At 65.3% G+C, this 12,244-nt stretch carries 13 protein-coding genes; 10 read left to right on the top strand and 3 right to left on the bottom strand.

Going from position 1 to position 12,244, the window contains the following annotated elements:
* From WCB02_RS32480 to WCB02_RS32470, 3 genes are all read left to right on the top strand, one after another.
* Positions 1-834 (top strand): lyase family protein (locus WCB02_RS32480; RefSeq protein ID WP_423964749.1); only part of this gene is annotated, 834 nt, incomplete at its 5' end.
* A 31-nt stretch (positions 835-865) separates the two neighbouring features.
* Positions 866-1,648 carry a 3-oxoadipate enol-lactonase gene (pcaD, locus tag WCB02_RS32475; protein WP_423964747.1) on the top strand — a complete coding sequence of 261 codons (783 nt, stop codon included), beginning with the start codon at positions 866-868 and terminating at the stop codon, positions 1,646-1,648.
* 46 nt (positions 1,649-1,694) lie between these two features.
* Complete coding sequence (locus WCB02_RS32470; protein ID WP_423964745.1) at positions 1,695-2,087, top strand: carboxymuconolactone decarboxylase family protein; 393 nt, start codon at positions 1,695-1,697, stop codon at positions 2,085-2,087.
* On the opposite strand, the gene WCB02_RS32465 is transcribed toward WCB02_RS32470, so the two are convergent.
* Together WCB02_RS32465 and WCB02_RS32460 are read right to left on the bottom strand one after the other, a co-directional pair.
* Positions 2,049-2,615 (bottom strand): hypothetical protein, encoded by a 567-nt coding sequence (locus tag WCB02_RS32465; RefSeq protein WP_423964742.1) that lies wholly within the window; start codon positions 2,613-2,615, stop codon positions 2,049-2,051. The two genes, WCB02_RS32470 and WCB02_RS32465, sit on opposite strands and share 39 nt — an antisense overlap.
* A gap of 201 nt (positions 2,616-2,816) precedes the next feature.
* A complete protein-coding gene (locus WCB02_RS32460) occupies positions 2,817-2,957 on the bottom strand; it encodes a hypothetical protein (protein ID WP_423964740.1) in 141 nt (46 codons plus the stop codon).
* Positions 2,958-3,246: 289 nt separating this feature from the next.
* On the opposite strand from WCB02_RS32460, the gene WCB02_RS32455 reads away from it, so the two are divergent.
* From WCB02_RS32455 to WCB02_RS32435, 5 genes are all read left to right on the top strand, one after another.
* Positions 3,247-4,161, top strand: a complete 915-nt coding sequence (locus WCB02_RS32455) for an ABC transporter permease subunit (protein ID WP_423964738.1) — start codon at positions 3,247-3,249, stop codon at positions 4,159-4,161.
* Positions 4,162-4,166: 5 nt separating this feature from the next.
* Positions 4,167-5,495 (top strand): high-affinity branched-chain amino acid ABC transporter permease LivM, encoded by a 1,329-nt coding sequence (gene livM, locus WCB02_RS32450; protein WP_423964735.1) that lies wholly within the window; start codon positions 4,167-4,169, stop codon positions 5,493-5,495.
* Entirely contained in the window at positions 5,492-6,358 is an 867-nt protein-coding gene (locus WCB02_RS32445; protein ID WP_423964732.1) for an ABC transporter ATP-binding protein, read from the top strand. The genes livM and WCB02_RS32445 overlap by 4 nt, the downstream gene beginning before the upstream one ends.
* Positions 6,355-7,089, top strand: a complete 735-nt coding sequence (locus WCB02_RS32440; RefSeq protein WP_423964730.1) for an ABC transporter ATP-binding protein — start codon at positions 6,355-6,357, stop codon at positions 7,087-7,089. Before WCB02_RS32445 ends, WCB02_RS32440 begins: the two co-directional genes overlap by 4 nt.
* A gap of 167 nt (positions 7,090-7,256) precedes the next feature.
* Positions 7,257-8,375 carry a branched-chain amino acid ABC transporter substrate-binding protein gene (locus tag WCB02_RS32435; RefSeq protein ID WP_423964727.1) on the top strand — a complete coding sequence of 373 codons (1,119 nt, stop codon included), beginning with the start codon at positions 7,257-7,259 and terminating at the stop codon, positions 8,373-8,375.
* A 67-nt stretch (positions 8,376-8,442) separates the two neighbouring features.
* On the opposite strand, the gene WCB02_RS32430 is transcribed toward WCB02_RS32435, so the two are convergent.
* Positions 8,443-8,835 (bottom strand): response regulator, encoded by a 393-nt coding sequence (locus WCB02_RS32430; RefSeq protein ID WP_423964724.1) that lies wholly within the window; start codon positions 8,833-8,835, stop codon positions 8,443-8,445.
* A 226-nt stretch (positions 8,836-9,061) separates the two neighbouring features.
* On the opposite strand from WCB02_RS32430, the gene WCB02_RS32425 reads away from it, so the two are divergent.
* Together WCB02_RS32425 and WCB02_RS32420 are read left to right on the top strand one after the other, a co-directional pair.
* Positions 9,062-11,842 carry a PAS domain S-box protein gene (locus WCB02_RS32425; protein WP_423964722.1) on the top strand — a complete coding sequence of 927 codons (2,781 nt, stop codon included), beginning with the start codon at positions 9,062-9,064 and terminating at the stop codon, positions 11,840-11,842.
* Between the two features lie 64 nt (positions 11,843-11,906).
* A partial coding sequence (locus WCB02_RS32420) for a P1 family peptidase (protein ID WP_423964720.1) occupies positions 11,907-12,244 on the top strand: 338 nt, incomplete at its 3' end.

The following is a 12,244-nucleotide window of genomic DNA, read 5'->3' as shown; positions in this document are numbered from 1 at the left end:
GCCCTGCAGCGCGGCAGGCTGCGCCTCGAACGGCTGAGCCGCGAGGCGCTGGCGCTGCAATTCGGCGGCGCTGCCGGCACGCTGGCCGCACTCGGCGACAAGGGATTGCTGGTCGCGGAGCAACTCGCCCGGGAGCTCGAGCTGCCGCTGCCGGATGCGCCCTGGCATACCCATCGCGACCGCATCGCCGACGCGGCATCGGTGCTCGCGATCCTGACCGGCAGCTGCGGCAAGATCGCGCGCGACGTCTCGCTGATGATGCAGACCGACGTCGCCGAAGCCTTCGAGCCAGCCGGCGAAGGCCGCGGCGGATCATCGACCATGCCGCACAAGCGCAATCCGGTCGCCGCCGCAAGCGCGCTGGCCGCGGCCACCATGGCGCCGAATCTTGCCGCGACGATCTTCGCCGCCCAGGTGCAGGAGCACGAGCGCAGCGCCGGTCCCTGGCACGCCGAATGGCCGACCTTGCCGACGCTGATGCTGGTCACGTCGGGCGCGCTCGCTTGCATCGTCGATATCGCCGAGGGCCTGGAGATCGATGTCGCGCGGATGCGCGCCAACCTCGATACCAGCAACGGGCTGATCATGGCCGAGGCGGTCGGCATGGCGCTTGCCGAAAAGATCGGCAAGAGCGAGGCGCATCACCTGGTCGAGGCGGCCAGCAAGAAAGCGGTTGCCGGGAAGCGGCATTTGCGCGAAGTACTGAGCCAGGATTCGAAGGTCATGGCTCAACTTGGCGCGCAGAGGATTGCGGAGCTGTTCGAGCCGATGGGCTACCAGGGCGCCGCGCAAGCCCTCATCGATCGCCTGCTCGCGTCGCTTGAAGACCACTGACCGAAGAGCAATAACCACGGAGACGTTTTCGATGCCAATGATCGATGCCGACGGCTGTCTCATCAACGTCTCCGTCGAGGGGCGCGAGAGCGGACCGACCCTGATGCTGTCGAACTCGCTCGGCTGCACGCTGCAGATGTGGGAGCCGCAGATGAAGGCGCTGACCCAGCTGTTCCGTGTCATCCGCTATGACCGCCGCGGCCACGGCAAATCCGGCGTGCCGCCGGGACCCTATGCGATGGAGCGTTTCGGCCGCGACGTGCTGGCGATCCTGGATGATCTCAACATCGAAAAGGTGCATTGGTGCGGGCTGTCGATGGGCGGCATGGTCGGGCAATGGTTAGGAGCCAACGCGCCGGAGCGGCTCGGCAAGATCGTGCTGTCCAACACCGCCTGCCATTATCCTGACCCGACCAACTGGCTGAACCGCATCAAGCTGGTGCAGGACAGCGGCATGGCCGCGATCGGCGACGCCGTGATCGCCAACTGGCTGACGGCGGACTTCAGGGAGCGCGAGCCGCAGGTCACCGCCAACCTGAAGACGATGCTGCTCGCCACCCCGCCCGCCGGCTATATCGGCTGCTGCGAGGCGCTCAGCACGCTCGACCAGCGCGCTCTGCTGCCGAAGATCAAGAGCCCGACGCTGGTGATCGCGGGCCGCCACGACATGGCAACGCCGGTCGCGGCCGGCGAGCTGATCCGCAGCCAGATTCCCGGCGCCAGCCTGACCATCCTGGATGCCGCGCATATTTCCAATGTCGAGCAGCCGCACGCCTTCACCGACGCCGTGGTCGGATTTTTGACGCAACGCTGAGCCCAGTGTCGTCATTCTGGGGCGCACAACGGCTGGAGAGAAAACCATGGACGACCGACAACGCCGCGACGGCGGCATGGTCCAGCGCCGCAAGATCCTCGGCGACGCCTGGGTCGACAAATCCATCGCCAACCGCAATGCGTTCAACACCGATTTCCAGGACCTGATCACGCGCTATGCCTGGGGCGAGATCTGGACGCGGCCGCATTTCGACGAGCGGACCCGCCGCGTGCTGGTGATCGGCACCATGGTGGCGCTGGGGCAATGGGACGAATTCCGGCTGCATGTGCGCGCGGCGCTGAGCGAGGGCGGCTTTACGCCCGATGACATCAAGGAGATCCTGCTGCAGCAGGCGATCTATTGCGGCGTGCCCGCCGCCAATCACGCTGTCAAGGAGGCCTCAGCCGTGGTTGAGGAGCTGGGGCTGCTGAAGAGTTGAGGCACCGCTCGCTGCCGCGCAGCTTGCAGCGCCCTGTTCCGGCCGCGACAAGGCCATGCGTTCGACGCGAGATTCAACCTGGCGCTCGATCTGGAGCACGATGGCGGTGCCGAGCAGCATCAGCAGCTCGGTGGCGTGCAGCCGCATCGCCGCGACCTCGCCGACCCGCGACGCCATCACCATGCTGGCGAAGCTGATCAGGCCGCCGATGGCAAGCGCCATGCCGAGCGCTTCGTCCGGGCCGCCCGACTTGCGGATCGATGGCCGGGCGAGGAAGGCCAGGAAGATCGCGAAAAACGCCGCCACCGTCAGCCGGCCGAGCGCCAACAGCCAGGCGGCGCGTATCGTGGCGGTCGCCGTGAGCTGCAGATAGTCGCTGACGAACAATGCCACGGCGACGCTCGGCCGCTCATAGAGACCGTGGATCGGCGAGACCATGATCCGGAACGCAATGATGGTCCAGGTCGGAATGAAATACGCCGCCAGCAGCGCGCCGCTGAACGAACTGATCCGCCAATTCGTGGACATGTGGCTTCCCGCTTCCGCCGCGACGCTGTTTGGAATGACGCGTCGGCCTTGCCGGCGAGCTAATCCTCTCGAAGCTCGACACGCAATTTAAACCAGTTGTTTACCTTAACTGCAAAGCGACATCCCGCCTGTGTTCCAGCAGGCCAAAGAAAAGTCCCGCCTTTCGGCGGGACCTTCCTGCTCACAAGCTCCGCGCCCGAACTAGCGTCGCTCGCCGGGGTTCTGGGTCTGCTGGCCCGGCTTCTGCTGGCCGCCCTGCTGCTGTCCCGGCTTCTCCTGACCCGGATTCTGCTGGCCCGGATTCTGGCTCTGCTGGCCAGGATTCTGGTTCTGATTGCTCATTCGGGAATCTCCCTTGTTGAACGTTCTTGATGAACGTTGGAAAGAAATAACCCCTGCGAATGGAATTGGTTGCAAGGGAACCACGGTTCCATTGGCTATCACGAACGGGTGGCTGTCGCTTGTCCCGGCGGTGGCGGGGAACCGGACGCTGCAACACCCCGGTACAAACCGTGCCGAGGGCGCCTCCTGCTGTTGCCGCCCAGGGTTCCCGCTGTTAGAAAATGCTGCGACGCGACGCTTGAAGGCTGCCCGGGGCCCTCGCCGCGTCGTCCCTCACTAGCGGCAGCCCATGGACTATTTCGCTCAGCAGCTCATCAACGGCCTCGTGCTCGGCTCGATCTACGGCCTGATCGCGATCGGCTACACCATGGTCTATGGCATCGTCGGCATGATCAATTTCGCCCATGGCGACATCTTCATGATCGGCGGCTTCATCGCGCTGATCTCGTTTCTGCTGCTGGTGTCGTTCGGGCTGACCACAATACCGCTGATCCTGCTGATCGTGCTCCTGGTCTCGATGGCGATCACCGCGCTCTATGGCTGGACCGTGGAACGGATCGCCTACCGTCCGCTGCGGCACTCGTTCCGCCTGGCGCCGATGCTGTCGGCGATCGGCATGTCCTTCGTGCTGTCGAACTATGCGCAGGTCGCGCAGGGCGCGCGCGTCAAGCCGGTGCCGCCAATCATCACCGGCGGCTACACCCTGCTGGAAAACAACGGCTTCGTGGTGCGGCTGTCCAATGTGCAGATCGTGGTGGTCGTGACCACCATCGTGCTGCTCGCGATCTTCACCTGGCTGGTGGCACGGACCCGGCTCGGCCGCGACATGCGCGCCTGCGAGCAGGACCAGACCATGGCCGCGCTGCTCGGCGTCGATGTCGACCGCACCATCTCCATGACCTTCGTCATCGGCGCGGCGCTCGCCGCCGTCGCGGGCATGATGTACCTGTTGTATTACGGCCTGGTCGATTTCTTCATGGGCTTCGTCGCCGGCATCAAGGCGTTCACCGCGGCCGTGCTCGGCGGCATCGGCTCGCTGCCGGGGGCGATGCTGGGCGGACTTGCGATCGGCCTGATCGAAACCATGTGGTCGGCCTATTTCTCGGTCGAGTACAAGGACGTCGCCGCCTTTTCCATCCTGATCGTGGTGCTGATCTTCATGCCGACCGGCCTGCTGGGCCGTCCCGAAGTTGAAAAAGTTTGACGGGCGTGAACGCATCCGCATCTCGACCCGCCCAGGCGCCGCGCGCGTCCACCGGGCTCGTGATCCTGAAGACGGCCGCGACCAGCGCCTTCATCGCGCTGGTGCTGTTCTCGCTCATGGTCGGCATCCGCACCGAAGCGGGACCGACCGGGCAATTGATCTACTGGACGCGGTTCGGCGAGCTCGCAACCCTGGTCGCGGTGGTGTTCTTCGGCAGCATCGCCATCGAGCTCGCGCGGCTGTGGCTCGGACCGAGGGTCGTAGCCACCAGCCTCGTTCCGCCGGCCGCGCGGACCGGCCTTGCGGTCGCGGGCCGCCTGGTTGCCCCCGCGCTGCTGATCTTCACGCTGCTGGTGCCGGTCATCTTCTATCATCAGCGCTACATTCTCGATCTCGGCATTCTGGTGCTGACTTACGTGATGCTGGGCTGGGGACTGAACGTCGTGGTCGGCCTCGCCGGCCTGCTCGATCTCGGTTATGTCGCCTTCTATGCGGTCGGCGCCTATTCCTACGCGCTGCTGGCGACCAATTTCGGACTGTCGTTCTGGATCTGCCTGCCGCTCGCCGGCATCTTCGCCTCGTTGTGGGGCGTAATGCTGGGTTTTCCGGTGCTGCGGCTGCGCGGCGACTATCTCGCCATCGTCACGCTGGCCTTCGGCGAGATCATCCGCCTCGTCATCATCAACTGGCAGAGCCTGACCGGCGGGCCGAACGGCGTATCCGGCATTCCGCGCCCGACCCTGTTCGGCATTCCCCTGACCCCGGGCGATGATGGGCTCGCCGCGAGGCTCGGCATCGCGTTCTCGCCGACCCACCGCATCGTATTCCTGTTCTATCTGATCCTGGCGCTGGCGCTCGTCACCAACTGGGTGACAATCAGGCTCCGGCGGCTGCCGATCGGCCGGGCCTGGGAAGCGTTGCGTGAGGACGAGGTCGCCTGCCGCGCGCTCGGCATCAACACCACCACGACCAAGCTGACGGCGTTTGCGACCGGCGCCATGTTCGGCGGCTTCGCCGGCGCGTTCTTCGCCACCCGGCAGGGCTTCATCAGCCCGGAATCCTTCACCTTCCAGGAATCGGCGCTGGTGCTCGCCATCGTCGTGCTCGGAGGCATGGGCTCGCAACTCGGCGTCGCGCTGGCGGCGCTGACGATGATCGGCGGCTTCGAACTGTTCCGCGGCCTCGAACAGTACCGCATGCTGGTGTTCGGCCTCGCCATGGTGTTGCTGATGATCTGGCGGCCGCGCGGCATCGTCGGCCATCGCGCACCGACCGTGTATCTGAAACAGGCGCAGACCATCTCCTCCGACCTCGTCAAGGAAGGGCACGGATGAGTGAGCGGATCGGCGTCCCGATGAGCGACCGGACGCGTCAGCAGATTCTCGCCGTCGACCATCTGGCGATGGTTTTCGGCGGCATCGTCGCGGTCAGCGACCTGTCGTTCGCGGCGCAGGCGGGCGAGATCACCGCGCTGATCGGCCCGAACGGCGCCGGCAAGACCACCGTGTTCAACTGCATCACCGGCTTCTACCGGCCGACCGGCGGCACCATCCGCCTCGCGCGCGACGGCGCGCCGGCCATCGCGCTCGAACGGCTGAACGATTTCCGGATCGCCAAACGCGCCAGGATCGCGCGCACGTTCCAGAACATCCGCCTGTTCCCCGGCATGACCGCGCTGGAAAACCTGATGGTGGCGCAGCACAATGCGCTGATGCGGGCCTCGGGGCTGACCTTTCTCGGGCTGATCGGCGCGCCGTCCTGGCGCGCCGCCGAGAAGCGCGCGATCGAACTCGCGACCTTCTGGCTCGATCGCATCGGACTGATCGAGCGGGCCGACGACGCTGCCGGCAACCTGCCTTATGGCGACCAGCGCCGGCTCGAGATCGCGCGGGCGATGTGCACCGAGCCGGTGCTGCTCTGCCTGGACGAGCCGGCCGCCGGACTGAACGCGCGGGAAAGCGCCGCGCTGAACCAGCTGCTGCTTTCGATCCGCGCCGATCAGGGCACCTCGATCCTGCTGATCGAGCACGACATGTCGGTCGTGATGGAGATTTCCGATCATATCGTGGTGATGGATCACGGCATCAAGATCGCCGAGGGCACGCCGCGCGAGGTGCGCGACGATGCCAAGGTGATCGCGGCCTATCTCGGTGCCGACGAAGAGGAAGCGATCGCCGTGATGGAGAGCGGCGCGTGACCGCCCCGCTGCTTGCGATCCACGGCCTGCGCGCCGCCTACGGCAAGATCGAGGCGCTGAAGGGCGTCGATCTTCAGATCAACAGCGGCGAGATCGTGGCGATGATCGGCGCCAACGGCGCCGGCAAGTCGACGCTGATGATGACGATCTTCGGGCGGCCGCGCGCCCGCGCCGGAAAAATCCTGTTCGAGGGACAGGACATCACGGACGTGCCGACCCACCAGATCGCGCGCCTGCGGATCGCGCAGGCGCCGGAAGGGCGGCGGATCTTTCCGCGCATGAGCGTTGCGGAGAACCTGCAGATGGGCGCCGATGCGACCGGCTGCAGCGAAGCGGAGCGCGCCGACGGCCTGGAGCGGGTGTTTGCGCTGTTCCCACGGCTCAAGGAGCGGCTGGCCCAGCGCGGCGGCACGCTGTCCGGCGGCGAGCAGCAGATGCTGGCGATCGGCCGCGCGCTGATGAGCCGTCCCCGCCTCTTGCTGCTCGACGAGCCGTCGCTCGGGCTTGCGCCGCTGATCGCGCGCCAGATTTTCGACGCCATCCGCGTCCTGAACCGGCAGGACGGCCTCACCGTGCTGATCGTGGAACAGAACGCCAATCACGCCCTCAAGCTCGCCCACCGCGGCTATGTCATGGTCAACGGGCTGATCACGCTGGCCGGAACCGGCAGCGAGCTGCTCCAGCGTCCCGAAATCCGCGCCGCCTATCTGGAGGGCGGCCGGCGCGGATGAGGTTCCGCGCCGGCGGACTGCGGCCAAATGTTGCGGATGTCGCGAGAGATCGCCGAATTGCCTGAAAAATGCCGATGACTTCGCGGTAAAATCAGCCGACAATGGCGGCCGATTTCAAGATCCGGCCCGCCGGTTCTCCCTTAAGGCGTTCACCCGCGAGGATTTTCATGACATCACTCAAGCTCATTGGTCTGGCGCTCGGCGCGTCGCTGGCGCTTTCGACGGCGGCGTTCGCCGAAGACCTCACCGTCGCCGTGGCGGGCCCGATGACCGGCGGCGAATCCGCGTTCGGCCGGCAGATGAGAAACGGCGCCGAGATGGCGGTGGCCGATTTCAACGAGGCCGGCGGCGTGCTGGGCAAGAAACTCGTGCTCGATGTCGAGGACGACGCCTGCGACCCGAAACAGGCGCGCTCGGTGGCGGAAAAGATCGCCAGCGCCGGAATCCCGTTCGTCGCCGGCCATTACTGCTCGTCGTCGTCGATCCCGGCCTCGGAAGCCTATGCCGACGGCAACGTGCTGGAGATCACGCCGGCATCGACCAATCCGCAGTTCACCGAGCGCAAGCTCTGGAACGTGGCGCGGGTCTGCGGCCGCGACGATCAGCAGGGCCTGGTCGCCGGCGACTACATCGCCAAGCATTTCAAGGGCAAGAACATCGCCATCCTCGACGACAAGACGACCTACGGCAAAGGCCTTGCCGACGAGACCAAGAAGGCGCTGAACAACGCCGGCGTCACCGAAAAGCTGTTCGAATCCTACAACCAGGGCGACAAGGACTTCAACGCGATCGTCTCGCGCCTGAAACTCGAGAACATCGACCTCGTCTATGTCGGCGGCTACCATCAGGAGGCGGGCCTGATCCTGCGCCAGATGCGCGATCAGGGTCTCAAGACCATCCTGATGGCCGGCGATGCGCTGGCCGACAAGGAATACGCCTCGATCACCGGACCGGCCGGCGAAGGCACCCTCTTCACCTTCGGCCCCGATCCGCGCAAGAAGCCGGCCGCCAAGGCCATCGTGGACAAGTTCAAGTCCAAGAACATCGATCCCGAGGGTTACACGCTCTACACCTATGCGGCGATGCAGGTGTGGGCGCAGGCCGCTGCCAAGGCAGGCACCACCGATCCGAAGAAGGTGATGGATGCGATCAAGGCCGGCGCCTGGGATACCGTGATCGGCAAGATGCAGTTCGATGCCAAGGGCGACATCAAGCACATCGATTATGTCGTCTACAAATGGGACGACAAGGGCGGCTACACGGAAGTCGATCCGAACGCCTCCTGAACCCGGAAGCGCTCCGCATGACTTCGAGCGCCTCGGCCGCGCCGGGGCGTTGTCGTTCTGACGTCTCTCAAACGACCGCTTCGGCGACGCTGCTCTGCCGCACCAGTCCCTGCGCGCTTTCGACGGCGCGGATCAGGTCCTTTGGCCGGAACGGCTTCTGCAGGCAGACCACGCTCGATGCGGCCGTCGCATCCGATGCGGCGTTGAGCGACGCCACCCCGGAGATCACGACAACCGGCAGATCCGGCACGGCGTCGCGCATCCTGGCGATGACGTCGAATCCATTGCCGTCGGCCAGGAAGATGTCGACCACCGCGGCATCGAAGGCGGACTCCTCGAACAGCTTCAATCCCGCCGCGGCGCCTCCGGCCTCGCCGACCTCGAAACGGTTGACGCGCAGCACCATGCAGATCATGGCGCGGACGTCTTTCTGGTCGTCAATAACGAGAATGCGGGCCATTTGGACACTCCGGATCGCTTGCCAGTAAAACCCACTATGGTTTCAACGAAACTCCGTAAAACTGCGGATATCATCGGATTCGCGGGTAAAGACTTGGTTACTCGCATTGGTTGCCTGCTGGCTCTTCCGCTCAGCGAGGTTATGTGTAACCGTGGGTTGATCTTGGAAAATACCGAGCGGAGCCACGAGCTTAGCGCTTCTGATGCCGGTTCGCGGGGGACCAGGAATGCAAGCCGGCAACGACCGTACGCTGTTTCTTTCGACGCTGCCGGCCGGCCTGCGCGAGCGCGCCTGGGCGTCGGCGATCGTCGGCGTTTCGGCTGTGCTGTTCGCGATCGCGGTGCCTTATGCCGGCGTTCCTCTGACGCCAGTGCCGGCTTTCGTCGCGAGCTATCAATCCGCGCTCGCGATCAACGACCTCATCACTGCGGTTCTGCTGTTTTCACAGTTCACTGTTCTGCGCTCATGGGCGATGTTGCTGCTGGCCAGCGGGTATCTCTTCACCGCGCTGGCGGCAATCGTTCATGGCCTGACCTTTCCCGGCCTGTTTTCCCCGACTGGCCTGTTGGGCGCAGGTCCGGAGACCACGCTCCAGCTCTACATCGTCTGGCATAGTGGATTTCCGCTGCTGGTGATTGCGTATGCGCTGACGAAGGGAACCAATGGCGGCATCAAGATACGCTGGCGCACGACGCAGGCCATTGTTGGCAGCGTCGTCGCGGTCTGCGCCGTGGTCACCGCGCTGGCGTGGTTCGCGACCTTCCAGCACGACTGGATTCCGTCACTGCTGAACGCAAATCACGGCGCCGCCATCAGGATGCGCGTCGTTTCGACCGTCTGTGGCCTCAGCTTCGCCGCGCTCCTGACTCTCTGGTTTCGCCGGCCGCATCTGGTGATCGACATCTGGCTCATGGTGGTGATGTGCGCGTGGCTGTTCGACATCGCGCTGTCCACCATTCTCGACGTCGCCCGCTTCGATCTCGGGTTCTACGTTGGACGACTCTACGGGCTGTGCGCGGCGAGCTTCGTTCTGGGCATGCTGCTGGTCGACAATGTCGCGCTGCAGGCCAAAACGGCGCAACTGTTCGGCAAGCTGCGCCGGCAGGCTCTCTCCGAGAAAGAATATTATACCGAGCGCGAGCGGCTGTTCAGCGCCGTCGTGGAATCCTCCAACGACGCCATCATCGCCAAGGCGCTCGACGGCACCATCACCGCCTGGAACAAGGCCGCCGAAACCCTGTTCGGATATTCCGCGGGCGAAGCGGTCGGGCGGCATATTTCGCTTATCGTCCCCGAGGATCGGCGCGCCGAGCTCAATCATATTCTGGCGCGGATCGGCCGGGGTGAGACGATCGCTCATTATGAGACCCTGCGGATCGACAGCAGGGGCCGGCTGATCGACGTCTCGCTGAGCATCTCGCCGGTTCGCTCGGCCAGCGGCGAGATCGTCGGCGCGTCGAAGATCGCCCGCGACATCACCGAAAGCAAGCGCACGCAGCACGAGCTGAGCCGCGAGATCGAGGAGCGGCAGCGCATTTTCGAGACCTCGCAGGACCTCATCCTGGTGACGGATACGATGGGCACGCTGATGCAGGTCAGTCCGAGCGCGACCGCGATCCTCGGCTATCGGCCGGAAGACATGATCGGACGCGGCGCCGCCGAATTCATCCATCCCGACGATCTCGACGCCGCTCGCGCGGAGATGCGCTCGGCGCGGCTGGTCCAGCAGAAGCGTAGCTTCGAGGCGCGCTACCGTCACAAGGACTGCCACCTCGTGACGCTGAACTGGCTCGGAACCTGGTCCGAGCCGGCCCAGCGGCATTTCTTCATCGGCCGCGATCTGACGGAAAAGCGGGAAGCCGAGGCTCAGGCCCGGCAGGCGCAGAAGATGGAAGCCATCGGCCAGTTGACCGGCGGCGTCGCCCACGACTTCAACAACATCCTCACCGTCATCACCGGCACCATCGGCATCCTGTCCGAAGCGGTCGCCGATCGCTCCGAGCTCGCCTCGGTCGCGACGCTGATCGACGAGGCCGCCGAGCGCGGCGCGCAACTGACGAGGCATCTGCTCGCCTTTGCCCGCAAGCAGCCGCTGGCGCCGCGGGACATCGACGTCAATGCGCTGATCCTCGAAGCCGCCAAATTGCTGCGGCCGACGCTCGGCGAGCACATCGAGATCTCTCCCAATCTGGCGGATGACGCCTGGCCGGCACTGGTCGATCCGAGCCAGCTCACCACTGCGATCCTCAACCTCGCCTTGAACGCGCGCGATGCCATGCCCGACGGCGGCAAGCTTTTGCTGGAGACCCAGAACGTCGCGCTCGACGACGGCTACGCCAGCGTCAACAGCGACGTTGCGGTCGGCCATTACGTCATGATCGCCGTGAGCGACACCGGATTCGGGATCTCCGCAGCCAATCTGGACAAGGTGTTCGATCCCTTCTTCACCACCAAGCAGGTCGGCAAGGGCACCGGCCTCGGGCTGAGCATGGTGTTCGGTTTCGTCAAGCAGACCGGCGGACACGTCAAGATCTACAGCGAGGAAGGCCACGGCACGACCGTCCGGCTTTATCTGCCGCGATCGGCCGGAGCGGGTCATGGCGCCGTGGAAGCGATACAGCCGGCGCAGATGCAAGGCGGCGACGAGACGGTCCTGATCGTCGAGGACGATCCGCTGGTGCGCAAATATGTCGTCGCCCAGGTGGCGAGCCTCGGCTACACCACGCTGGAAGCCGCCAACGCGGCCGAGGCGCTGGCGATTATCGCGACTGATACGCCGATCGATCTCTTGTTCACCGACGTGATCATGCCGGGCGCCATGAACGGCCGGCAGTTGGTCGATGCGGCGCTGAAGCATCGCCCGTCGCTGAAGACGCTGTTCACGTCGGGATATACCGAGAACGCCATCGTCCATCACGGCCGGCTCGACGCCGGCGTCCTGCTGCTCGCCAAACCCTATCGCAAGCTGGAACTCGCCCAGATGCTCCGCACGGCGCTTGCCGGTTGAAGCATCTCGCGCGCCGCGGTATCGCTGCTGGGCTGGCGACCGCACGCGCGACAGGATCGGCCTTTTGAAAAATCTGCTCACCGATATCGCCGGCGTCCGCGTCGGCCACGCCGATGACGCCAGGCTTGGATCCGGCGTCTCCGCCGTGATCTTCGACAGGCCCGTGGTCGCCGCGATCGATATCCGCGGCGGCGGCCCCGGCACCCGCGAGGAGGCAGCGCTCGGCCTCGCCAACACGGTGGAGCGGATCGACGGCATCGCGCTGGCCGGCGGCTCGGCCTTCGGATTGGAAACCGGCGGCGGCATGCAGGCCTGGCTGGCCGAACAGGGCCGCGGCTTCGTGGTGCGCGGCGCCGTGATTCCGATCGTGCCCGGCGCGATCCTGTTCGATCTCCTCAACGG

The sequence above is a fragment of the Bradyrhizobium sp. genome, from assembly GCF_049581145.1.
In the GTDB taxonomy this organism is placed as follows: domain Bacteria; phylum Pseudomonadota; class Alphaproteobacteria; order Rhizobiales; family Xanthobacteraceae; genus Bradyrhizobium.
Note: the sequence above shows the minus strand (reverse complement) of the source record. Positions and strands in the feature narration are given on the sequence as shown.